Source organism: Tateyamaria sp. LSS28, assembly GCF_059611725.1.
This window is the reverse complement of the sequence record NZ_JCAPFI010000003.1, coordinates 738,254-761,001: the sequence shown is the minus strand read 5'-3', so window position 1 is coordinate 761,001 and position 22,748 is coordinate 738,254. Positions and strand designations below refer to the sequence as shown.

The 22,748-nt window shown below is 59.2% G+C and carries 27 protein-coding genes; 12 read left to right on the top strand and 15 right to left on the bottom strand.

Annotated features, from left to right (window positions below):
* Positions 1-202 (top strand): transposase (locus AC53L6_RS12445; RefSeq protein ID WP_496906973.1); only part of this gene is annotated, 202 nt, incomplete at its 5' end.
* A gap of 428 nt (positions 203-630) precedes the next feature.
* Here AC53L6_RS12445 and AC53L6_RS12440 read toward each other — a convergent pair.
* From AC53L6_RS12440 to gspG, 8 genes are read right to left on the bottom strand one after another with little or no spacing between them, the layout of a single operon-like run.
* The gene (locus AC53L6_RS12440; RefSeq protein WP_496908066.1) at positions 631-1,386 is read right to left on the bottom strand and encodes a DUF4198 domain-containing protein; all 756 of its coding nucleotides are present in this window, start codon (positions 1,384-1,386) and stop codon (positions 631-633) included.
* Positions 1,379-2,038 carry an anti-sigma factor gene (locus tag AC53L6_RS12435; RefSeq protein ID WP_496908065.1) on the bottom strand — a complete coding sequence of 220 codons (660 nt, stop codon included), beginning with the start codon at positions 2,036-2,038 and terminating at the stop codon, positions 1,379-1,381. The genes AC53L6_RS12440 and AC53L6_RS12435 overlap by 8 nt, the downstream gene beginning before the upstream one ends.
* A complete protein-coding gene (locus AC53L6_RS12430) occupies positions 2,035-2,601 on the bottom strand; it encodes a sigma-70 family RNA polymerase sigma factor (RefSeq protein WP_496908064.1) in 567 nt (188 codons plus the stop codon). Before AC53L6_RS12430 ends, AC53L6_RS12435 begins: the two co-directional genes overlap by 4 nt.
* A 15-nt stretch (positions 2,602-2,616) precedes the next feature.
* Positions 2,617-4,536, bottom strand: a complete 1,920-nt coding sequence (gspD, locus tag AC53L6_RS12425) for a type II secretion system secretin GspD (RefSeq protein WP_496908063.1) — start codon at positions 4,534-4,536, stop codon at positions 2,617-2,619.
* Positions 4,537-4,539: 3 nt separating this feature from the next.
* Positions 4,540-5,397 carry a hypothetical protein gene (locus AC53L6_RS12420; protein ID WP_496908062.1) on the bottom strand — a complete coding sequence of 286 codons (858 nt, stop codon included), beginning with the start codon at positions 5,395-5,397 and terminating at the stop codon, positions 4,540-4,542.
* Positions 5,394-5,762: a type II secretion system minor pseudopilin GspI gene (gene gspI / locus AC53L6_RS12415; RefSeq protein ID WP_496908061.1), complete on the bottom strand. Its 369-nt coding sequence runs from the start codon at positions 5,760-5,762 to the stop codon at positions 5,394-5,396. The genes AC53L6_RS12420 and gspI overlap by 4 nt, the downstream gene beginning before the upstream one ends.
* A 2-nt stretch (positions 5,763-5,764) precedes the next feature.
* Positions 5,765-6,235 (bottom strand): PulJ/GspJ family protein, encoded by a 471-nt coding sequence (locus AC53L6_RS12410; protein ID WP_496908060.1) that lies wholly within the window; start codon positions 6,233-6,235, stop codon positions 5,765-5,767.
* On the bottom strand, positions 6,232-6,708 hold the full coding sequence (gene gspG / locus AC53L6_RS12405; RefSeq protein ID WP_496908059.1) for a type II secretion system major pseudopilin GspG: 477 nt from the start codon (positions 6,706-6,708) through the stop codon (positions 6,232-6,234). The genes AC53L6_RS12410 and gspG overlap by 4 nt, the downstream gene beginning before the upstream one ends.
* A 74-nt stretch (positions 6,709-6,782) precedes the next feature.
* On the opposite strand from gspG, the gene gspL reads away from it, so the two are divergent.
* Genes gspL through AC53L6_RS12370 form a run of 7 tightly spaced genes read left to right on the top strand, consistent with a single transcriptional unit; the run spans position 6,783 to position 13,403 of the window.
* Complete coding sequence (gspL, locus tag AC53L6_RS12400; RefSeq protein ID WP_496908058.1) at positions 6,783-7,937, top strand: type II secretion system protein GspL; 1,155 nt, start codon at positions 6,783-6,785, stop codon at positions 7,935-7,937.
* The gene (locus AC53L6_RS12395; RefSeq protein ID WP_496908057.1) at positions 7,937-8,380 is read left to right on the top strand and encodes a type II secretion system protein M; all 444 of its coding nucleotides are present in this window, start codon (positions 7,937-7,939) and stop codon (positions 8,378-8,380) included. The genes gspL and AC53L6_RS12395 overlap by 1 nt, the downstream gene beginning before the upstream one ends.
* Positions 8,377-9,852: a GspE/PulE family protein gene (locus tag AC53L6_RS12390; RefSeq protein WP_496908056.1), complete on the top strand. Its 1,476-nt coding sequence runs from the start codon at positions 8,377-8,379 to the stop codon at positions 9,850-9,852. The genes AC53L6_RS12395 and AC53L6_RS12390 overlap by 4 nt, the downstream gene beginning before the upstream one ends.
* Positions 9,849-11,054, top strand: a complete 1,206-nt coding sequence (locus AC53L6_RS12385) for a type II secretion system F family protein (RefSeq protein ID WP_496908055.1) — start codon at positions 9,849-9,851, stop codon at positions 11,052-11,054. Before AC53L6_RS12390 ends, AC53L6_RS12385 begins: the two co-directional genes overlap by 4 nt.
* Positions 11,051-12,151 carry a penicillin-binding protein activator gene (locus AC53L6_RS12380; RefSeq protein WP_496908054.1) on the top strand — a complete coding sequence of 367 codons (1,101 nt, stop codon included), beginning with the start codon at positions 11,051-11,053 and terminating at the stop codon, positions 12,149-12,151. Before AC53L6_RS12385 ends, AC53L6_RS12380 begins: the two co-directional genes overlap by 4 nt.
* A complete protein-coding gene (locus AC53L6_RS12375; RefSeq protein WP_496908053.1) occupies positions 12,148-12,591 on the top strand; it encodes a PulJ/GspJ family protein in 444 nt (147 codons plus the stop codon). The genes AC53L6_RS12380 and AC53L6_RS12375 overlap by 4 nt, the downstream gene beginning before the upstream one ends.
* The gene (locus AC53L6_RS12370; protein ID WP_496908052.1) at positions 12,588-13,403 is read left to right on the top strand and encodes a type II secretion system minor pseudopilin; all 816 of its coding nucleotides are present in this window, start codon (positions 12,588-12,590) and stop codon (positions 13,401-13,403) included. The genes AC53L6_RS12375 and AC53L6_RS12370 overlap by 4 nt, the downstream gene beginning before the upstream one ends.
* 53 nt (positions 13,404-13,456) lie before the next feature.
* Here AC53L6_RS12370 and AC53L6_RS12365 read toward each other — a convergent pair whose 3' ends face one another.
* Both AC53L6_RS12365 and AC53L6_RS12360 read right to left on the bottom strand, forming a co-directional pair.
* Positions 13,457-13,666, bottom strand: a complete 210-nt coding sequence (locus tag AC53L6_RS12365; RefSeq protein WP_496908051.1) for a hypothetical protein — start codon at positions 13,664-13,666, stop codon at positions 13,457-13,459.
* A 25-nt stretch (positions 13,667-13,691) separates the two neighbouring features.
* Positions 13,692-15,320, bottom strand: a complete 1,629-nt coding sequence (locus tag AC53L6_RS12360) for a DUF4331 domain-containing protein (RefSeq protein ID WP_496908050.1) — start codon at positions 15,318-15,320, stop codon at positions 13,692-13,694.
* A gap of 232 nt (positions 15,321-15,552) precedes the next feature.
* Here AC53L6_RS12360 and AC53L6_RS12355 point away from each other — a divergent pair, with 232 nt between their 5' ends.
* Complete coding sequence (locus AC53L6_RS12355) at positions 15,553-16,014, top strand: prepilin peptidase (RefSeq protein WP_496908049.1); 462 nt, start codon at positions 15,553-15,555, stop codon at positions 16,012-16,014.
* On the opposite strand, the gene AC53L6_RS12350 is transcribed toward AC53L6_RS12355, so the two are convergent.
* The 5 genes from AC53L6_RS12350 to AC53L6_RS12330 form a co-directional block, all read right to left on the bottom strand.
* Positions 16,011-16,526, bottom strand: coding sequence for a cupin domain-containing protein (locus tag AC53L6_RS12350; protein ID WP_496908048.1), 516 nt, complete (start codon positions 16,524-16,526; stop codon positions 16,011-16,013). The two genes, AC53L6_RS12355 and AC53L6_RS12350, sit on opposite strands and share 4 nt — an antisense overlap.
* Positions 16,523-17,026 (bottom strand): RNA polymerase sigma factor, encoded by a 504-nt coding sequence (locus tag AC53L6_RS12345; protein WP_496908047.1) that lies wholly within the window; start codon positions 17,024-17,026, stop codon positions 16,523-16,525. Before AC53L6_RS12345 ends, AC53L6_RS12350 begins: the two co-directional genes overlap by 4 nt.
* Before the next feature lie 145 nt (positions 17,027-17,171).
* Positions 17,172-17,654: a hypothetical protein gene (locus AC53L6_RS12340; RefSeq protein WP_496908046.1), complete on the bottom strand. Its 483-nt coding sequence runs from the start codon at positions 17,652-17,654 to the stop codon at positions 17,172-17,174.
* A 96-nt stretch (positions 17,655-17,750) separates the two neighbouring features.
* The gene (locus AC53L6_RS12335) at positions 17,751-18,530 is read right to left on the bottom strand and encodes a molybdopterin-binding protein (RefSeq protein WP_496908045.1); all 780 of its coding nucleotides are present in this window, start codon (positions 18,528-18,530) and stop codon (positions 17,751-17,753) included.
* Positions 18,523-19,236, bottom strand: coding sequence for a cytochrome b/b6 domain-containing protein (locus AC53L6_RS12330; protein WP_496908044.1), 714 nt, complete (start codon positions 19,234-19,236; stop codon positions 18,523-18,525). The genes AC53L6_RS12335 and AC53L6_RS12330 overlap by 8 nt, the downstream gene beginning before the upstream one ends.
* Before the next feature lie 166 nt (positions 19,237-19,402).
* Here AC53L6_RS12330 and AC53L6_RS12325 point away from each other — a divergent pair, with 166 nt between their 5' ends.
* The 3 genes from AC53L6_RS12325 (at position 19,403) to AC53L6_RS12315 (ending at position 22,726) form a co-directional block, all read left to right on the top strand.
* A complete protein-coding gene (locus AC53L6_RS12325; RefSeq protein ID WP_496908043.1) occupies positions 19,403-19,957 on the top strand; it encodes a fasciclin domain-containing protein in 555 nt (184 codons plus the stop codon).
* Between the two features lie 775 nt (positions 19,958-20,732).
* The gene (locus tag AC53L6_RS12320; protein ID WP_496908042.1) at positions 20,733-21,686 is read left to right on the top strand and encodes a DMT family transporter; all 954 of its coding nucleotides are present in this window, start codon (positions 20,733-20,735) and stop codon (positions 21,684-21,686) included.
* A 521-nt stretch (positions 21,687-22,207) separates the two neighbouring features.
* Complete coding sequence (locus tag AC53L6_RS12315) at positions 22,208-22,726, top strand: redoxin domain-containing protein (RefSeq protein WP_496908041.1); 519 nt, start codon at positions 22,208-22,210, stop codon at positions 22,724-22,726.
* Positions 22,727-22,748: the final 22 nt, after the last annotated feature.

The following is a 22,748-nucleotide window of genomic DNA, read 5'->3' as shown; positions in this document are numbered from 1 at the left end:
GATACGCGCTTGCATCCCTGGGCGGAAGCAGCGGAAGAAAACCGTCAAATACGACAAGCGCCGATACAAACGGCGCAACCGGATCGAGATCATGTTCGGCAGATTGAAGGATTGGCGGCGTGTCGCAACGCGATACGACAGGTGCCCAAAGGTCTTCCTGTCAGCTATCGCCCTCGCAGCACTCGTGATTTACTGGCTATGAGTCCTGACCCTAGTTGTTCTTAGAACTTTCGAAGTGGACGTTCAGAATCCGGCTGCACGCAACGTAAGCCGGTCGTTCATGCCAATTTCAGTAACTTGCAGAAATCAGGATTTTGAAAGACCTTGCTGATGTCCCCTTGCTGCATTCTATTCAAGCATTGAAGTTACCAGGTTGCTCCCCCGGATCGGACGTTTACGTGTCTCGCAGTTTGGTCATCATTCCGGCCAAATGTTGCGAGGCGACCTGTGAGCCATCGCCGTGTCGGCCAGAATTGCGTTTTGGGCAACCTGACAAGGTCAGGTGCGCCACAGCTCAAGGGGCGCGTGGCGAAAACTCACATATTGAGCATCTGGTCAGGCGTCGTTCTGGCATTGATAGAAGTTCCGAAGGCTCAGATCCGCGGTCATCGCTTCGAAAAGAGCGTCCGATCAAATACCCCAGAACACTGAAACCCAATCACTGGTCCAGCGTTGCGACGCATTGGGTGGCGTCAGAAATACGGCATTGATCAAACACCGGTCTGCATTTTCCGTATCAGGCGTTAGATGCCCGTCTGCATCCGTCTGACTTCTTTGCCGCCGGACCTGCAAATTCGGCTGACGGCAAAACACATCGACGGAATGGTTCGGAACCGGGCCTTGCGGCGAAAAGAGCGTGAACCCCGTCTTGGATTGCACCCATTCATATTCAAAGCCCAGCCGTCGGTCGGAACCTTTCCTTGTTCCGAAATGCACCAGCGTCTTCGAAAACCTACGATACGTTTCTTGCAGGCTTCCGTCCTGTTGGTCGCGCGGCGGGGTGTTGACCAACACCATGCTTGCGCCAATCTCAGCTGCAAAGGACTCAAAATCCTGAAGGTTTGCATAGCTTAGACGGCGCCCAAAGGACGCGACGGCCAGAATATGAAGCCCGTCTCCTTGAGCTGACAATGCGAGATCATCCTGCGCCAGCAGCTGAGTGTGCAACGCCTGAACCCTGTCCGGACCGACCCAATAAGCGGCCCGATAGGCGCGCGGCTGGAATGGGAAGACATCGCCCTCTAACCCTTCACCGACGCGGACCTGCATACTCAGCTCGTCTTCCAGCGCGAGGGTCATCGCTGACGGCTCGATCCAAAACTCGTGGGCATATGCCTCGGTGGACAGGGTCAGGCATCCCGTAATAAGGCAGGCCAAGCTACGCATCGCTCAACATCCCGACAGCCAGGACAGGGCCTGTCGGGGCGCCTGTAGGTGATCCGCCGATGGGTTCCAGACTAACCGCCAGAACCGTTCCGGCCTGCATCTGGGCGACTGCCGTCGACGGCAATCGACCCGTCTGTGCAAATGTGCCCAACGATTCCGGTGTGCCATTTTCGGGTAGCAACCATAGCTCGAAGGTGCGGTCGGCAACCGGGGCACCTGCCAGAAGCGTAATGTCGAGGTCCGTGCCTGCGTCATCAATCTCGACAGAGAAACGGTATGCACTTTCGCTGCTGTCCAACTCCGCGATCATGCGTAACCCATTGTCATCGTTCACCGACAGCGCACCGATGATCACTGCGACCGCCAGAACCGCTGCGGCCAGACCGGCCCAACCCCACCAGCGCGGTTGGGATCGCGACGCTGCAAACAGCCTCTCATCAATGTTCGTCTTCACCTTTGCAGAGGGTTGCACGGTTCCGTAATCCTCATTCAGCCCTGCAAAATATGCTTCCCAGGCATCTACCTGCGCTGAAAACGCGCGATCTGTGCGCAGGCGCGCTTCGACGGTTTGGCGCTCGTCTGAGGACAAGAGGCCCACGACGTATTCGGCCGCCAGCATCCCGTCATCATCTTGTGTGGGTGTCTGTGTCATTTCGGTGCCTGCTCCAAACAATCCCTGAGCCGCAACAGGCTGCGTCGCAACCACGTCCGGATCGTGTTGAGTGGGGTGTCAAAACGGTCCGCCAGTTCTTGATAGGACCACCCTTCGAGATAGGCGGCGCGCACAGCCTCGGCACGCTGTGCTTCGAGCTCTTCGAGGCAGGCGTCGATCTTGGCGCGACTTTCGCTTTGAGCGAACGCTGTTTCCGGTGTCGGCCCATCGTCTGGCACATCCTGCGCCATCTCAATCGGTGCCACGGGGGTAACGCGGACACGCATGCGGTCGATGGCGAGATTGCGGGTGATCGTGGTCAGCCACGACATGGACCGCCCTTCGCCGGGCCGAAAACTGCCTGCCCTTTGCCAAATCCGCACATAGGCATCTTGCAGCACGTCCTCGGCATCGGCCCGGTTCTTCATCATGCGCAGGGCGACGGCAAAGAGCCTACCGGATGTCATGGTGTACAACTGATCAAACGCGCGACGGTCCGCCAGTGCGATCTGTGCAATCAAGCCGTCTAATTCGTCCTGTGTCTCCGGTACGGTGCCTGTCACTGTACTGCCCCTTCTCTAGTAAAGCCCGCCGAGCTCAAGGCGCACAGGCTTTTGCGCGCGCGTTATGTTGCTCCGATTGATGCCGGTTTCCGTCTCGGACCGGGCCGTCGCCAGCGCGTTCAGTCGATTTTCGTAGGTCAGTTTCAGGCTCTGCTCGGATCGCAGCACCGTCGGCTTGAGAAAGACAAAGAGCGTGCGGCGCGTACGGTTGCGGTTGCGCGACTTGAAGAGATTGCCAAGGAGCGGAATGTCCCCGGCGCCCGGCACCTTTTGCAGGCTTTTGAGGTCATCGCGGGTAATCAGACCACCCAGCACTATCGTCGCGCCGCTTTGCGCCAGAACGCTTGTTTCGATGGAGCGGCGATTGGTGATCAGATCCGCTGCCCCTTCGATATTGGCATTCACCAGCGACGACACTTCCTGACTAATGTCCAGTCGCACCGTGTCGCCGTCATTGATGCGCGGCAGCACGTTCATCGTCAGCCCAACATCGCGGCGTTCGATGGTGGTAAAGGGCTGAACGGTGTTGCCGTCGGTCGCGAATGTGCCCGTGCGAAAGGGCACGTTCTGGCCTACGACGATCGAGGCAGGTTGATTATCCAACGCCATGAGCGATGGCGTCGAAAGCAGGTTGGCATTTGTCGATTGGTTCAGTGCCTGCAGCAAAACGCCAAAATTCCCACTGCCAATCGTGGCGCTGCCCCCGGCCGTTGCCAGCGCCGCGTTGGGCGTTCCTAGCGCGGCGAGCAAGGTTCCGAGCGCCGCCCCGCCATTGCTGAATGAGGTTGCAGCCAGACCACCGGGCGGGGCCAGATCGCCGAGCCCCAGCTGTGCGCTGAGCCGTTGGGCTGTTTCGCCGGACACTTCGACAATGGCCGCTTCAATCAGTACTTGCGCACGTTTCTGATCCAGTTGCTGCAACAGGGTTGCGACCTCGTTCAACTGCGCCTCGGTCCCGCGGGCGACGATGGCGTTTTGCGCCTCATCTGCGGCGACGGTGACGTCCGGCACGTCTGACACGGGCGCTGCCGCGGCCAGACCGTTCTGCTGCAAATCGTCTGCTACAGCATTGGTCGCCGCCGCACTCGCGCCTGACAGCGCGGTTGTCAGAATACCTGCCAGTTGTTCGGCTTCGCCGTAGCGCAGGGGAAAGACCCGCGTATTCAGCGCGACTTGCGGGTTGGACACAGGCGGCACGTCCATGGCGTTCGCCAGCATTTCCACCTCGTCCAATTCGTCCGCGGTGCCGCGGATGATCAGGGTGTTCGAGCCTGGATCAACGGACAGCCGCGCGCCGGTCGGGTTGGGGCCCAGTACTTCAGCGATGGCCGCGCCCACGACAGCCGCTTGGGTGTTGCGGAACTGAAGAACGCGCGACATACGTGCCTCGTCCCGATCCAGGTTGCGCGCCAGTTGCTGGATGCGTGCGGCCCCTTCCGCCGTGTCGGTGATGAGGACCGCGTTGGGGTCCTCCAACGCTTCGATGGAGGCTGATGCGGCGACCAGTGGGCGTAACACGCGCACAGCTTCGCCTGCCGGCAGGTTGTCGAGCGGGATCAGCCGCGACACAAAATCCTGGCTGCCCGCCGTGCTGTCCCTAAGCTCCACCCGCGCGGCTGCCCGTGCGGCCTCGAGCGGCACAATCTGCCAGATAACCCCGCTTTGCACCGCGTGAAAGCCGCGCGCGCGCAGGATCGACTGGAACAGTTCCCATGCGCCCGCGCTGTCCAACGGTTCAGCCGAGACAACGGTAATGTCACCGCGCAGCTCAGGGTGGACGATCAGCGTGCGTCCGGTGATGTCGGCGATCTGCTCAGTCAGGATCGTGATGTCCGTTTGGCGCAGATTGATGGTGTAGGTCGCATCCGAGACTTGTGCGGGCAAAGGCTGCGCAAGGGCGGTCAGCAGCGACAGGATGGCAAGGGGTCTGAACATCTGTCACCTCAGCGGAAAGGAAAATGAAAGGATACGACCGCCGCGTTCGACCTCGATCCGGGCTTGTCCAGCCGCGGCGATTTCATCGTAGAACCGTCTGTCAGCTTCCGGGTCGCCCACGGGTTGCCCGTTGACGGTCCGGACCAAATCGCCTGAGCGTAGCCCGGCGAGACGGACACCCACGTCGTGTTTGTCAGCAATGACATAGCCTTGGCCCGTCGGCCTCAGCCCAATTTCATCCAATACGGCCTGGGGGTTCTTGCGGACGCGGGTGCGCCAATAGTCGATGTATTCGGCCGTGGTCTCGGGCTTGCCCGGTTTTTCATATTTTGCTGGGATGACAAAGCCACCTTGGAGCCGATCCATCAGAGATGGCGGTGCCGTTGTTTCGGCGATCACGTTCGGTGCATCTGCTTCTGCGTCGCTGTCAAACCGCAAGATGAGTGTGGCGTCACCATCGGTCAGCTCCACGAGCTCTTGCGTGATGCGCGCAACCTTCAACCGGTCTGCGACCTGCATCGCCTCACGATAGAGACCGGGCACACCGCTTACATCCAAAAGTGCGCTTGATGCTGCATCGCGTGCGGCAAAGATTCCGCGAAGGACGATGTCCGGGCGGTCATCTGCCCCGCTCTGAGGTGCTGCATCGGGTACAGGCACGCGACCAAAAGGGGCCAGGGCGAAAATGGCAGAGAGGTCAGGCGCGACCTCGGCCTGCGGGATCGAAAGCTGCACTGGCGGAGGCGCATCCAGAACGACGACGCCGGCCATATGCCGTGCCATCGGCACTGCGCTCCAGACAACCGAAGCCACGGCAGCCGCCGCCAGACTGAACCGAATGTAAGTTTCGCGGCGGTTCATTCTGCCGCCTCGCGCGTAACATCGACGAACCCGGTTAAACGAGCCAGAGCAATGTCCGGTGTCGCGGCGGGAGCAACGGAGAGATCGATCCGCCTCAGGTCTGGGTCGCTGGTGGCTTCACGGTCGGCACGTACATGCCACGCCATGTGCCCCATACGGATTGTTTCGGGCACTCGTCGTCCCTGTCCCAGTTCAACCATGCTGTTCTGCGCAACCCAAAGTGCCACGGTTCGGTCGGTCACCGCGGTCACCGTATGCGTGTGGGTTTCAGTTGCAGACAGGATCGCGGTGGCCGAGACGGAAAGTACGGTCATCGCTACCAATGTCTCGATCAGGCTGAACCCGCTTTGATTGCCGCGATGCATGGTTAGGGACCCTTTTGCAGGCGCACGCGCGCGCCATCGAAGACCACAGTCCACATGCCTTCGCCGCTGCCGTACGCCGCGCGAAATGGCGCGCTGTTGTCGGGGATCAGATCGGCGGACACGGAAAATACCTCTTGTGAATTAATGGAGATACGAGTGACGGGCGCAGAAAGTTTCGCCACTGCCAACCGATTGTTCGAATGCGGCGCCCATTGGTTGCTGCTGTCCCGCTGCACAAACGAGATTTCCGCACCATCATGCGTGATGCCAAAGCCCGCGTTGGTGGTCAGCGTAATGTCCAATGCCCGATCCAGATGTGCCACCAACGCGCGTGCCTCTGCCTCAGCCGACGTTTCACGCTGCGCGTTTGGCAGGGAGAGCGCGACCGCGCCCCCGACCACTGCAAACAGCGCAAGAACCACGAGCATCTCGATCAGGCTGACACCCGCCTCGCTGCTTCTATGCTGTGTCACAACCCCGCCTGTGTGCGGGCCTCACGGAGGGGGATGTCGGCGTTCACGCCTTCACCTCCGACCGCCGCATCCGCACCCAGCGAGACAAGTTCAAATCGCCCACCGTCGGCGCGGTAGACATAGGGCGTGCCCCACGGATCAAGCGGTAGAACGCTGAGATACCCGTTCGACGGCCAGGTCCGGGGCAGGGGTGGTGTGACGGGCCTTATCGCCAAGGCATTCAAACCCTGAGCGGTCGTCGGGTAGCTGCCATTGTCGAGACGGTAGAGCTGTAGCGCGCCTGCGATCGACCGCATATCTGTTGCGGCAACAGACACGCGCGCCTCATCCGGGCGACCGATGACATTGGGTACAATCAGCGCGGCCACCACAGAAATCATCACCAATACAACCATCATTTCGATGAGGGTCACGCCGGCAGTTGGATGCCGCCCGGACGGCAGAGGCGGGTGATCAGAAGTCAAATCAGACATGAAACTATTTCCTTATGCGGCTCGTATTGTCGGTTACATAGGCGCGATAATTTGCGTCGTAAAGGCAAAAAATTATGCTAAATCAATATGTTAGCATTGGCGATATTGATCGCCCGGATGTAGGCTCGACGGCGTTGTCCCCCCTCCCGTCGCGTGATGCGGTCCGGGCGGCTGATCCCGACCTCCAGGCGCGTTTGATACGCGCAGCGGCGGCCTCGGATCTTCCTTCCCCACATGTGATCCCGGGTGCCGCCGTCCTTTTATGCCCCATCGATCTGCCCCTGAGTTCGGACCGAAAACGCCGCGCCGCAGCCCCCTTTGCGATGGAGCCGCTTTTGGCGTCGACGATTGACGAGACGCATTTTGCGGTGGGTCCGACATTGAGCGAAACACTTCGCCTGTGTGCGGCGATCAGCATTGAGGACCTGGGTCGACATGTGGGGCCAACGGTCGGTACCGGCGCCGTTGTACCCGATCTTTGCGGTGTGCCACTGCCCGACACCAGTGGCGACTGGTCCGTCTGGTTTGGAGGGCACGCCGTCTATCTGCGGACGTCTGATGGCGGGGGGAGCGTCGTTGACACTGATGTCTTTGCCGAACTGTGGCGCGGATTTGATCGTCCACCTCTAAAGGTCTGTTTCGGAGCCGTGCCTCCGGGCGTAGATGTGTATGAACGCGTCACCGCACCACAGCCTGTCGCCTCATCTGTGTTCGAACTGGATCTGCGCCGCTTCGAAAGGGCGTCCCGCGATCTGTGGCGCAGCCGTTTCGCTTTTTCCGTCGGTTTGAGTGTCTTCGCAGGTCTGGCTCATGCAGCCGTGCTTTTCGGCGATGCACGTGCATTGGAGCGCACGGTGGCCGAGCGAAACGCAGCCTTTGTCGCGGTCGCACGGGACCGTGGTGCGCCCCTCGATTTGAGCCAGCCCACATCACAGCTAGTGGCCGAACTTGAGCGCAGGGCGAACCCCGCCGACCCGACCGACCTGTTTCTTCGGCTACTGGCGCGTACGGGTTCTGCGCTTACCGGCCTGGACAGCATCGACTTTCGCGATCTGCGCTTTGACGCCAGCGTTGATGCATTGACCATACTTGTTCGTGCGCCTGATCTGGCGGCCCTCCAACAGGCAGAGGACACGCTGCGCAGAAACGGGATGACTCTCACTAGCGGTGCCGCGTCAACGGGTGCGTCCGGCGCTGAAATGCAACTGATCGTTTCGGAGGCGCGGTAATGCGCAAATTGTCATCACGTGAGATCATGCTTGCTGTGTTCGCTGCATGTGTCATCGCAAGCGCGTCCCTGTGGAGCGCGGTCGTTGCACCTGCTTTGTCGTCCCGCAGCGACAGTTTTGCGCAACTGCGCAAGGTCGACATTCTGTGGTCTGTGTTGGACCAGTTGCCCAGCACATTTAATCCACAGCAAACAGACATGTCCCAACCCTTACGCCAACGCGTCACGGCGTCTGCGCGTGCGGCGTCTATCGACATTCGCCGTCTCGATCCGCAAGGCACAGGTTTGTCGATAACGCTGGACTCGGTTCCCTTTACCGCACTGATTGGTTGGCTTGAAACACTAACAACCACATCGGGTGTTCAGATATTTTCCGCAGAAATTGGACGCCGGACGGAGCCTGGGGTCGTGTCGGCGCGCATCGTTATGCAGGACGCGCCATGACTCGTCTGCCTTATGCCTTCGCGCGCGCGCATGATGTCGTGCTTACTGACGAGCATTGCCACTTTGCCCCGAGCACGCCGCTTGCGGCTTTGGCCGAGGCGCAGCGGGTCGCGGGGCGCAGCCTGACCTATCAGGCCGTTTCGCCTGCCTTTCTTGCCGACGTCATGGAGGACACGTATCGCGACAGCGCAAGTGCCGCCGCTGGCGCGGCAGAAGAAGCTTCGGATCAGGAGGGGATCGACTTGGCCACGCTCGCCGACAGCGCTGCCGCTGTCGACGACCTTCTGGATCAGCGCGAGGATGCACCTGTTGTCCGGCTGATCAATGCGATCCTCTTGGAGGCAATCCGCGCCCGCGCCTCTGACGTGCATATTGAGGTGGAAGAGACCCGTTTGGTGGTGCGTTTTCGGGTCGACGGTGTTCTGCGCGAGGCCCTCACGTCGGGTCGCGCCCTTGCCCCGCAACTGGTCAGTCGGATCAAGGTGATGGGGCGTCTGGACATTGCGGAAAAGCGATTGCCGCAAGATGGCCGTGTGTCCCTGCGCGTGGCGGAGTTTCATCTGGACGCCCGGATATCCACGATCCCGACACAGCACGGCGAGCGCGTGGTCATGCGACTGCTGGACCGAGGGCAAACGCGCACCGGCGTCACCGGCCTTGGCATGAACGAGCACATGCAGAGCATATTCGAGCGCCTGCTTGATCGCCCGGACGGTTTGATCCTTGTCACTGGTCCCACGGGGTCGGGCAAGACCACGACGCTATACGCCGGGCTTGATGCGCTGAACGACCAGGAGCGTAACATCATGACCATCGAAGATCCAATTGAATACGCGCTGCCCGGAATTGCGCAGATGCAGGTGAATACAGCGACCGACCTCACTTTTGCCCGCGGCCTTCGGGCTTTGCTGCGTCAGGATCCGAACGTGATCATGGTGGGCGAGATACGGGATGGCGAAACAGCCCGCGTTGCCGTCGAAAGCGCCATGACCGGGCACCTGGTGATGTCCACGCTGCACACCAATTCTGCCATCGGGTCCGTAGCGCGGCTGATTGATCTCGGCGTGGAAAGATTTTTGTTGGCGCCGATGTTGCGAGGGTTGATTGCACAACGTTTGGTGCGCCGCACCTGTCCGAACTGCGCAGCTGTGCATCAGGTTACCAAGGCCGAGGAGTTGCTCTTGTCCCACGCGATGTCAGCGGGCGAAACGTCATTGGTCGGACTGGGCTGCGCGGAGTGTAATCACATCGGCTTCCATGGCCGCGTTGCTCTCTACGACCTGATTGAAGTCACACCAGAGCTGGAGAGGGCCATCGCCGAAGGTGCATCCGAAACCGAGATTGGACAGTTTCTGAACCGCAAACTGCCCGGTTTGCTGGCCGATGGAGCGCAAAAGATACGGGACGGTCTGACCACACCGCAGGAAGTGGCACGCGTGGTCTTTGACAACGCGCAGGAAGAAACCTCATGACCCGGTTTCGCTATCGCGCAGTCGACGGGGGCGGGAAGGCAAGCGTGGGCCAGATCGACGCATCAGGTCCCAAGGCTGCCCGTTCAGCCCTTCGCGATCAGGGACTGTTGCCGCTTTCAGTGGTGCCGGTTGCTGCTTGGTCTCTGGATCAGCTCTTATCGACATTTTCGAATGGTTCGAGACCTTTGCCGCCCACAGACCTCGCGGTATTCACTCGCCAAATGGCCACCTTGCTGGGCAGCGGCGTACAGGTCGAAGCGGCGCTTCACACTGTTGCACAGCAATCCACTCCTAGGCTGAGCGCCACATGCCGCGCGCTAAGGCAGGCCATTCTCGATGGCTCCAGTCTGAGCACAGCCTTGCGCGATGTCGACGCCGGCTTCGACAGGTTCTATCTGACGTCGATCCAGGCGGGCGAACGCGCTGGCAGACAAGGGGCTGTGCTGTCCCATCTGTCGGATCATGCGGAAGGGCGATTGCGCAATCGACAGACGGTTGCACTGGCACTGATCTATCCGGTCATCCTGATCCTGGTGTCGATAGCCGTTGTCGTTGGCCTTCTAGTTTTTTTACTGCCCGACATCGTTAGAGTTTTCGCGGCGCGCGGGGCCGATCTGCCACCACTCACGAAACTCATGATCGGCCTGAGTGACTTTCTGACCGCAAATGCGTTCGTTCTGATCATCGGGATTGGTGCAATGGCCCTTGGTGCCGGAGCATTGGCGCGTCAGCCCTCTGTGCAAAGAGCGGCGCACAGCCTGCTCTGGCGTAGCGGCTTGGCACGACAGATGACGATAGTGCAGTTTTCGGGAACACTCGCGACGCTTACGCAAAGCGGTGTGCCATTGGCCGACGCTTTGTCATCAGCGACCCAGACGGTCGGCAATCTGGTTGCGCGCGACATACTGGTCGAGGTCTCACGCGATGTGCGGGATGGGTTGGCCCTGTCGGTTGCGCTGTCGCGGAAGGATGGGTTTCCGCCAATGATGATCACGATGATTGCAAGCGGCGAAGCCGGTGGCGCATTGCCTGCCATGCTGGGCCGCTTTTCCGAAGATCAGTCACAGAACTTGCAAGCGCGCATCAAAACATTCGTGGGCCTTGTTGAGCCGATGGTTCTGCTGGGCATGGGGGGCGTCGTTATGCTGCTGGTGCTCGCCATCCTGCTTCCCATCGTGAATCTGAACGCGCTTGTCGGATGACTGCTTTCGCCGCCAAAGAACAGGAGGATGTGACCATGCTACATGCATCACACCTGAACCGTCGTAAATGCGTCGCCATGTTGGCCGCAACGCCCTTGATCGGTGCTTGTGCAACCGAACCAGGGTCAAGGCGCGGCCAACGCCCGTCTGGTTCGGGCGCGCAGGTGGCGTTGCTGTTGCCTTTGTCCGGCAAGCGCGCTGACCTTGGCCAACAGATGGCGAAGGCGGTTTGGCTGGTCGAGGATTTTGGTGGTACACCGGGCAAGACCCGTGTGCTGGATGGGGGCGATACGCCCCAGTCAGCGGCAGATGCCGCGCGCAGTGCGGTGGTCGATGGAGCCAATATCATTGTCGGCCCATTGTTTCGCGAACAAACGCCGGCCGTTCTACAGGCGGCGGGATCCGTGCCGGTTCTATCCCTGTCCAACGACGCAACCCTTGCCGCATCCGGCGCGTGGGTGTTTGGTGTCTCACCAGCGCAATCGGTTAACACGGTCCTCGGGTTTGCAACGGACACCGGCGCGCGCCGGATCGCCGTGCTCGAGACTGGTGGCATGCTGGGGCAGCAGGCATCCAACGCGGTGCATTCCCAGGCGCGCAACGCTAAGGTCACGCCATTGCCCGCGATTGCTGGGGCTACAAAGCCCGCACAAATGGCCGAGGCACTCAGGCAATCAGGCGGTGGCACGATGCCGGACATCATCTATGTCCCAAGCACCGGCGCGGGCGCATTGCGGCAAGCTGAAGCTGCGGTGCAGACCGGCGTGACCACTATAGGGTCGCTGCAATGGTCCGGCCTTGGGCAATCAGATCTGGATCGCCTCGACAAAGCCTGTTTCACTGGTCCCGACCCGGTGCGATTTGATCGGCTATCATCCTTTTTTCGCGCGCAGCTGGATGAAGAGTTGGGTGTGATCGCCGCGCTCGCCGTTGATGCCGTAGGGATGGCGCACAGTATGGATGGTGCCCAAAGCCTCAGCCGTCGCACGGTGTTCGAGGGGCTCCTCGGAGATACCCGTTTCAACCGGAACAAGACCTGCGAACGCGATCTCGCGATCCTGCGGATTGACGGCGGAAACGTTCTGCCGGTCACATGAGGCGGGCGCGGTCAGCACAGGCGGGCGTCACCTTGATTGAGATGTTGGTGGCGTTGTCCATCTCAGCGCTGATCGGACTGGCCGGTTTCATATTTCTTGAAAGCGTGACCCGAACCGAGTCCGGTGTTGCTGGGCGCCTTGATCGGATCAATGCGCAGGATCGCGCCTTTCGGCTCCTGACGCGGGATATGGACAAGGCGCGCGCGGCCGTTTTCGAGACGGAGCTGGAACTGCGCGTGGCAGCACAGATCATCATCTGGCGCGCCACCGAGACGGGTTTGGTGCGGCGTATCGATTTTGCAGATCGGCCTGCGATTGAACAAAGCATTCTGGATGAACCGGCGACACTGACATCCCGGTCGCCCGAAACTGTAACCCTGACCCTGCCGGGTTCGGATGTTTGGCGATTGGTTCTCTTGCCCCGGGAACCAGTGCAATGACGCGGGACAAGCAGGCCGGCGTCAGCCTTCTCAACGTTCTTGCCGTCCTCGCGGTCGGCATCGGGCTGGTGCAGGTCATGCTGCGGGATCAGGACGTTGCAGTGCAAAAACTTGAACGCACCAGAAGTTCTGCGCAGGCCCATGCCTTGGCCCGTAGTGGTGCCACATCCGTCGCTGTAGCGCTGCGCCGAGACCTTGTTGAAGCTCCGGATTCCGATCATCTGGCCGAAGTGTGGGCGCAGGTGGCACAGGAACAGATTGAATTGGAGTTTGGGCAGTTCGAAGTGTCCGTTGCGGACGTCCGGGGCAAGTTTGACCTCAACGCCCTGCAACCAGCAGCCCTTGCCGAGCAGCGCGTGTTCGTCGCCATGCTGTCCGCACTGGATTTGCCCGAAGTCCTCGCCAGCCAAATCACTCAGATCATTGAGCGGAACGGGCCCTTGCGAGGGTCGGACGCGCTGTTGCGCTTTGGGATCGCGCGAAGTGATTATGATCGTCTGGAGCCGCACGTCACGGCCACTGCCATACGCGGGCCCCTAAATCTGAACGCAGTGACCGAACCGCTAATGGCGGCCCTGTTGCGCAACCCGTCTGCGGCTCGCGGCCTTGTCGCACGCCGCGATGTCAGGGGGTTTCTGGATACCAGCGATCTGGCGGCCCTTGGTGTGCCACTCCCGCCGCTGGCTGGGTTCACTTCGGATGTCTTTGACACAAAGACTGTCGCCACCGTTGGCAAGGCTCGCGCCGTTCTGGCGCGCCGTTTCATTCGCGACCGTGCTAGTGGCACCGTTCACGGCACCGCGACCCAATAGAAAGCGCCGCCAAGTTTCCCTGGCGGCGCTGTCGTTTTTTTGGTGCTGAGCAATCAGAGCTCGAACGGGTCCTGCGTGAGCGTCAGAACCAGATCGGCATTTAACACATCGACTGGCTCATCATTTGCGTCTTGTGCAAACGCCTGCTGGAATGTGCTCCCGAGCCGCGTCATGCCTTCTGAGACAGAGCCTCCGCCACCGCAGGCTGCAACCAGCGCTAATCCGGCAACAACAACGGCGAGACGCATATGTGTGGGTTTCATAACGTACTCCTTCCTTGCCCGATGATCAGTTTACGACCGATACGGTGCCGTTGGGTGATCCGGGAATGGGCGAGTTCAGATACGGGAACACGTTCTGCAGCTCGGACGCAGAAATCGGCGCGCCATCGGTCAAGGCCACGTTGCCGATGGGAGCCTGATCCGGTGTGCAGAAGCCCAGGTTGATCAGATCGCTTGCCGTATCTTCCTCAGCGGCGTCAACACCCAGTTCTGTGCCGAGAGGCACAGGGTGACACAGCGCACCAAGTGCGACGCGCAGCACGACGTCGATAACGTCATCACCGGGACGGCGCCCGTTGGGAAAGCCTGCAAGGTCCTCGGCAACAACGCCAAAGGAATGCTGCTGGTCCCGTGGCGTCGTTGGGACGCTCGTGTTCAGACGCATCATCTCGGAGGCCGTGACGTTTTGTGGCTGGTTCAGGCCAGGCAAACCGGTCAGGAAAGTCGCCACAAGGTCGGTCCGCGGCAGATTCGTCGGGGCAATGTTGTTCTCAAGGCCGAGATCGGGGCCAAAGAGCAATTCGACCAGACGCGGGAAGGTTGGGTTGGTCACGTAAGTGGCAAATCCGGCGTCATCAATGGGCTCGGATCCGTTGAACCGGTCTTTATCCGTGATGCCGATCACCACTTCGTTGACCAGCGGTGTGGACAGGCGCGATTGTTGCACCAGTGCTCCGCCGACACGCGATGTGTCTTCGTAGCTGGGCGACGGGTTTTCCAGTTCACCTTGTGCAAGGCTTGCCGATGTCCATGCCCCGATGACCGGATCATCGCCTGCCGTGATGCACGAAATCGGTAACTCAAGTGCCAGAGTGGACACATTGACCTTGCCGAACACATCGTCATTCACCCGGCTTTGCGTGATGCCACCATCGAAGCCGGCTCCATCACCAGCACCTGGCGCGCTGTCGCCCTCGATAGGCACAAAATTGATCAGGTCGAACACTTCGCCAAGGTTCAGTGCAAACGCTTCGGCACGCTGCCCGACGAATACGCGTCCGGGCATGTCACAGCCCGCCATGTCAAAGTCATAGATGAACTGGTTCGCGTACCCGTCATAGTCGGGCAGCGTTTTTAGCCCGACATGGTCCAGCGGCTTGGTGAAAGTGGTCTGGCCCGAGCCCGACTGCGTGATGGCGCTGCGGTTGCCACTGCGGCGGTCGCCTTCGATCAAGGTCAACTGATAGCTTTCGCTTTCGTTCAAGAGCGACTGATCGCCTGGCAGAATGGGGCCTGCGTATTTCAGCGGAATGGCGACGTTCACACCGCCGATGTCCAGACCGATACCCGCGCCGTTGTTGGCAAGCTGGTTTTCGAAGTCGAACTGAAAGGTCAGATCTTCGATGGCGTCACCATCATTATCGATGTGGATTTCGTATATGCCATCTGCGTCCATCGTGTAGTAGCTCGGGCCACCATAGTTTACCTGCAACGGCTGGTAGTTCGCCAACAGGGTCACATAATTCTCGCGCCCGGGCTCGTAGCTGCGGAACATATAAAAATCGGTTCCGTCCACTTTGGGATGCTCGGTGATGGCTGGCGCTTCGCGATGCGATGACGCCGCGATGGGGCCGGTCGTGGCCGCCAGAACGGTCACCAGCGCGGTGCTCAGAGCCACTGCCTTTTTGGTCTTCATGTCATGTCCTCTCAGATCGAATTTGCGCACGACTTTCCCGGTCGCAAAAACACGTGTCTTTGCGCGCGAAGCCGTCCGACAGCGGAACTCAGCCCTGGCGCGCATGTGCGCGATGGTGGGACTTCAGGTGCTGCACCCAACAAGACGAAGGCGGGCGCGAAAAAGTTTCAGGCACTGAAACAAGTCTGGCGAGCCGTCCGTACTGTTCTGTATCAGCGACGGGAGAAACCGAATGGTCACGGGTTTGGAGCAGGTGATCAGCTTTGAATGGCTGGCATCGGTGCTGCTGTGTCTCGTGCTTGGCTGGATCTGCGTGGTCGACATCCGCCGGTACCGGATCCCCGATGCGGCGAGCCTTGGTTTGGTTGTGGCGGGCCTCTTGCTTAGTTTTACCTCACCGTTGGTGACAGTTGCGTCAGCCATGCTTGGTGCTGCCTTGGGCTATGCCACGTTCGCCGGTTTGGGAGCGGCCTTCTACCACTATACGGGGCAGGATGGTTTGGGCCTGGGCGATGCCAAGTTACTGGCCGCAGCCGGTGCATGGCTGGGGCTGCAAGACCTGCCGGTGTTGGTTGGCGTGGCTGCCATCAGTGCGCTGGTCTTTGCGCTCATCACGCGGCAGCGCAGGATCGCCTTTGGGCCGTGGCTCTCTGGTGCATTCTGGGTGATCTGGGTCGTGCGGATCAGCGCCTAGGCGCTGACCAGAACAAGACATCCCGCGGGCATCGTAATCTCTGGATGCACGCTGCCGGGCAGAGCCACTTGCGCATCCCCCGCCGAATAGAGCTTGCCATCGATCCACAATTCACCCTCCAGGATGAACAGGTGTTCTGCCCGCGCGTGAACATGCGGTTTGATCGACGCGCCGGGCAGGCATCGCAACAGGTACATTGTCCGACCGCTTTGAGTTTCATTGGCGAGCACTTTTTTCCAGACTTTGTCAGTCCGCTGCTCCCATACACCCTCCTCGGCGCGCACGCATTGAAAAGGGGCATTGTCGAGCGCGTCCAACTCACCCTCGATTGCGTCAAATAGATCCTCTGGTGGCGTGGCCTCGGGCAACTTGGCCAAAAGCGGCGACAGATGTTCCGCAAATACGGTTGCCTCATCCGCCAGATCCGGGCGTGTCCCGGGCAAGGTTGCGTCCATGCCACCCAATAGCGCGTTCAAAACCTCGGCAGGATGTGTTGCGTCGGTCTTTTTCATATCATCGCTTCCTTCAAAGCCGCGATCCCGCGGCGCACCCAACTCTTGGCTGTTCCCACAGGAACGTCCATCACGCTTGCCAGCTCGATATAGGTATACCCTTGGAAATAGCACAGCAGCAGAGCCTGTCGGTATTCGGGCCGTAACTCATCAAGCAGTTTGCGGATCACCATCGTATCTAGCGTTGTACTCGCTGGGTCAGGATCACCGCTGATGTCTGGAACTTCGTCAGAGAACTGAACAAAGCCGCGGGCACGTTCCGACCGTAGCCGGTCGATGGCGCAGTTTCGGGCAATTGATCCGATCCACGACAAAGGGTTGCCGCAATCCGCTTGGAAATGCCCGGCACGTTTCCAGATCCGCACGTAAGTCTCCTGCGCGACCTCACTTGCAATCTCGCGATCCCGCAGGATGCCAAGAACGACGCCGAAGACGTATCTCGAGCTGACATCATAAAAACGCCGGAACGCAGCACGATCACCCGCTGCACACTTGATCAACAAGTCTGCAATCAAGCGGGACTGTTCCGCCGTCCCCATTTTCGTCCGAATGCCCCCATGTTGCTGAGACCTGGGCACCAATTTGGTCACACCCACATCCGATCCTTTCCGTAATCCCGTTTCTTAGCACTACGGGGCCCGCCAATCAAAAGATGCACTCCATCAGGATTTTTTCTTCGCTCGCCATCAGGGGGACTTCCTTAGCCGCTTCGTCGGAGGAACCTGCTAGCGACTGCCCGTGCATAGTGATAAGGAAATGCGTGTGCCCGTGGCACTTTGCGCGAAGAAATCCACGCAGGCCTGATCCGTGCAGCGCGACAGAGCCTAACGGCACCCATGCCGCGTCGGCGGTCGGGCGCGCGACGATGCTTTGGCGATCCTTACTGACATGCATCGCAAATGCGCCTGCTGAAAGACCGAGGAGGAATGCGACAACCATAAACCGGTATCGCATTGGAACATTGTGTTTTGGTTCGGCATCGATCTGCGTCTCGATCCGGGCAAACATGTCTGGCGCTGGCTCTGCTTGGTCCAGCAGGTGCAAGAGCGGAACCGCGGCATCTACGTCCGGGTCGCTTTGGTTGCGGCGACGCAAAGCGGCGTATGCACGGTGGATGACTGTTTTCATGGCCTGATCGCTATGCGCATCGCTGAAAGGTGTGGCTGTACCGTTAAATACGGTTGCCGCGCCGAACGAGTTGCAACTTCCCTAACGTCAGCGAATTTAGATTCCGGCATACCATTCGTAGCCGCGATCTTCCCAATACCCGCCGCGCCCGCGCCCCAGCGTCGAAAAGTCATCGACCAGTTCGATTGCGCGGATGTATTTGGCCATTTTGTAGCCCAACTGCCGCTCGACCCGAACGCGCAAGGGCGCACCATTGGGCACGGGCAAGGCTGCCCCGTTCATCCCCCACGCAAGGATCGTCTGCGGGTGGCGCGCATCTACAAGATCGATGGACTCGTAGTAACGTACAGCCCCGGACAGGCTGCGTTCGATGGTGTCAAAGCAGTGAAACACCACGTAGCGGGCAGTTGGACGCAAGCCCGCCCGACCCAGCACAAGCGACAGCGGCACACCAGCCCATTCGGCAATGCAGCTCCACCCCTCGACACAGTCGTGCCGCGTGATCTGCTGTCGCGTCGGCATCTGTCGCAAGTCATCCAAAGACAGGGATAGTGGCCGCTCGACGTGCCCGCCAACTTCAAGACGATAGGATGCGAAATCCGTTGCTTTCATCGCCATATAATCTGCATCTTGCGGGTCGGTGACGCCGTTTGGGCGTTGTGGCTGGCGGATGTCTGCACGGGAAAACTCCTGTGCCAAGGCATCGCGATCCAGCATGCCGCGCTGCATGGCCATCGTCAGGTCACTGGCGCGTTCCATGAACTGCCGCAGCCTGTTGTCAGGCGTACTCAGCCCATCAAGCACTTTGCATCCACTCAACGTGGCCGCGGCCAACGTGGTCATCAATGCGCGTCGTGTCATCAATCCATCAGGCATCACCGACCTCCTCCGCATCCGCGCGGTACCACCCTGTGAGGATGGCACGCATTTCGTTCAGCGGCCCGGCGAGCAAGACCATCGCGATGTGCACGACAAAGAAGGTCGAAAGTGCGGCGGCAAAGAAAAAATGCAGCGTGCGCGCCGATTGCCGTCCGCCCAGCACTTCGGGTAACCACGGTAGCGCGGCGTTGGCACCGGGCGACATCGCAAGCCCGGTCAGAACCATCAACGGGAACAGGACAAAAAGCACCAACCCATAGCTCAACCGTTGCAATGGTCCGTAGCGCGCCGTGTGTCTGAACCGCAACCTTATGTGGTCGCGCAGGTCGCGTGGCAGCCGTGCCCAGTGCCGTTTGCGCATGACCAGGTCGCGCAACAAGTGCCCGGACACCAGCGCACCGAGCGTCCATACCAGCAAAGTCGCCACGAACACCCAGGCGAAAAAGAAGTGGATCACGCGGCCCGTCGCCAGATCCGTGCCACTTGGGATCGTTGCCCAGCCTGGAAAGGGGCCAGCTCGGAATACTGTGTTGTCAAAACCAAACCCGGATTGATCGCCCCAATAAAGGACGGGGTGCGCGTTGAAAATCTGCAACCCGGTCAACAGTAGAAAGAACATGCAGACAGCCCAAGCCCAATGCGTGATCCGGGTGATCGCCGTTTGGCGACGTACCAGTGGGCGGGGCAATGCGGATGTTTTCATGATGGCGATCTCCTCTTGGGTCTCATGCACTACGACCCAAGCGTGAATATAGTTTCAGCAGTCCTTCAGATTGGCATCGTACACACTTCGCGAAACTTTTTCGGCGCAGACCGCGTTTTATCCGCTGTCCCCGTCGGGACATCCGAACCAAACGAAAGGAATTCCCATGTTTACTCCCCGCAAGACCGCCGCCACCGTTTTTGCAGTCGTCCTGGGCGCTACAGCGTCCTTTGCTGCCAACCCCGATGTGGGCGGCGCCCCAATGTTCACCGACAAGAACATCATCGAAAACGCCGTGAATTCGGCTGACCACACAACACTCGTCGCCGCAGTGAAAGCCGCCGGTCTCGTCGATGCGCTGATGAGCGAAGGCCCGTTTACCGTCTTTGCGCCCGTGAATGACGCCTTTGCGGCTCTACCTGCTGGCACGGTCGAGACGCTTCTCGAGCCCGAGAACAAAGGTCAACTGACCAAGATCCTGACGGCACATGTCATCGCGGGCGATCTATCTGCCAATGATCTGAAGGCACAAGCTGCCAGCAGCAGCGATGGCTTTGCGCATCTCGAAACCCTGTCCGGGGATGCGCTGTCGGCGCAAGTACGCGGCGACAACGTTTTCGTCTTTGACGAAAACGGTAACGCCGCCAAAATCACCATCTCCGATGTTGATCAGTCCAACGGTGTCATCCACGTGGTCAACAAAGTGCTTTTGCCTAGGTAAGCCGAATGAAAGTGACGGGCGGATACTGCGCGGCGTCCGCCCGTCAAACCGGCTCGCAGCCAGTTGGTCGGAATCGCCCTTGTTTCTGTGTGCTGAATGGTTCCAGACACAGAGGAGGATCGCGCCTTAGGCGCGGGCTGATCCTAAGACGGGGAAGCGTATCTGCCACATTCCAATGCGCAGACACCAAGAACATCAGCCAAAGTCTGGAGTCTTTCAGAATTCTCGAAATCCTACGCAACACGACACTTAAAACATGAAGTGTCGTTTATTAAGTGCAAAAATTCTGACGTGCTGAATTTCGCAAGATGCTGACAGGTGTTGAACAGCGGGTCGATCTTTAGTGGAAATCCCTGGTTTTTTCGGCGGCAGCGCAGGACTGTGGCCTATCCAAGATGCCAGCTTGGTCAGTCTGCTTCGGAAAGGCGTCGCAGTCATAGAAGTCTGATAAATCAATGGCAGCAATGTCCGCAACTTTCCCATTCGTTGACCGCGAGATTTTGCCATCGCAGCGAATGGCCGGTAAGCGGGCTGCTCCCGCAGCATCCGGACTTGCCGGTGGACGGCGGCTATGGTCCGCGAGCTTCCGCTTCTAGTCAGAGGTGTTTGAAGATGTTGCGCGGCCTCGGACGTCTGCAGTGAGTACACTTTGACAAATGCCACAGCGGCTACGAATGATGGCCTTACCAAGCATACAAAAATGAGAAGCGTAGAGCCGCCATGGGCGCCGCGAACACAGATAATATTGGCGCTGGTGTCGACGGAGATACCGGTCTTGAGCGTTGAGGTTGAAACCCGCCCCCAAAACATCACCCGGGGGGTCGTGCTGGTCGTCATGGCAGCGCTCGCAATTTCAGTTCAGGATGTCATCTTCAAACTGTTCACCAGCAATCTGACGCTCTGGCAGATCTTTGCGCTCCGTGGCGTCCTGGCCGTCCCTCTGCTGCTGGCGGCGAGTTGGACGCGTGGCGCAAACAAAGGCATTCTACGCGCCGCCTTCGGGCGATGGACCCTGCTGCGCGCGCTCTTTATCACGACGACCTTCGTGGCATTTTATGCCGCCATCCCGTTCCTGAGCCTGTCAACGGTCGGCGCCGCAAACTACATCGCGCCGATTTTCGTGGCACTACTGTCCGCCTACGTCATCAAGGAAGCCGTCGGACGTCTTGGTTGGCTGGGTGTCTCGCTTGGCTTTGTGGGTGTCGTGGTTTTGTTGCAGCCGGGCACAGACGCATTCTCACCTTGGGCCCTGTTGCCGGTCATGGGCGCGGCCTTTTACGCGCTTGCGCACATCACGACACGGACAAGATGCCAGGGTGTTCCTCTTGCCGCCCTTTCGCTATCGCAGAATACCGTGATGTTGTTAGCGGGTATTTCGGTAAGTCTTCTTCTGGTTTGTATAAAGCCGCAGGGCGAAATGGTCGCGACCTATCCGTATATTTTTGGTGAATGGTCAACGGTTACTCCCAATGACTGGCTCGTCCTTCTGTTACTGGCAGGATTTGCCGTGGTCATTGGCATGATGCTGGCGGGGGCCTATCAAGCAGCGCCGCCATCCACCGTTGCCACATTCGAATATAGCTATCTCGTCTTTGTTGCGGTGTGGGATATCTTGTTTTTTGATATCGCACCGACCGTAGCGTCGATCACGGGTACGATCCTGGTCGTTGCGGCGGGATTTTTGGTTCTGCGTCGCTCATCGCACACGGCAAATCGATCAGTTGCGTGACCTTCATTTTGACGGAAGCGGACATTAGTGCAATCGCAGCGAAAGCTCACTTCGTCCACACTTGAGACATATGAGGCCTGTTTGGTACTGCTGCACTGCCGCAAGGCCGCATTGAGCCCAAACCCACAAATGCTGCGACATAAACCAATGTCAGCTTTGTATGCGATTGGCTATGACCGCTTCCTATCCTTTCAGTAAGGCGGCCCGGCGACCTGGATACCTTTTATCGAGAACTTTGAACTCCCGACAGCGTCCGGCGTTGAAGTGTCGGTATTCTTCGTTCGTCTCGCACCATCCAGCGACGTAAATGGTCTGATCCAGAAGCGCGATCAGCAGCGGCCATGGTGCAGTACTAGGAAAGGATCAAAAGTCGAAATCGGGCAGTTTTCGACTGCGCGTAGATGGCTGTCCCGAGGCTCGCATTGCCAGATCGGTGATTTAAACTCTGGTGTTTCCATGCGAGGTTTGGGAAGCGACGTACCCTACCGGTGCAAGAAAAGAACTTAGCAAAGGAATACTTCATGGCCTTCGCCAAACCCATCTCTGGTGCCCAAATTGAAGAAATGAGTTTTCCGAGCCTCGGTTCAGCCGGGTCGGTCATGATCGGCCAGCCAAAGGATCGCTGGACTATGTTGTTCGTGTATCGTGGCAAGCATTGCCCGCGATGCAAGCGCTTCCTTGATAAGCTGAATGCGTCATTGGCCGCCTGGACTGAGGTTTTGGATGTTGTTGTTGTCTCAGCCGACACGAAAGAGAAGGCAGCAGCGGATCTGGAAGAACTCGGGTGGGATTTTAATCTTTGTTACGGGATGACGGAAGCACAGATGCGATCACTTGGTCTTTACGTTTCCTCGCCGCTTTCGAACGCAGAGACCACGGGCATGTTTGCAGAACCCGGTGCATTTGGCATTCGGCCAAACGGGACGTTGATGCTGGTCGACATATCGAATGGTCCTGCGGCGCGCCCCGACTTGGACGAACTTTTGGACGGTATGAAGTTCAACATCGAAAACGACCGCCCCGAACGTGGAACAGCCTGAAGTTCCCCGCCCTATTCATGTA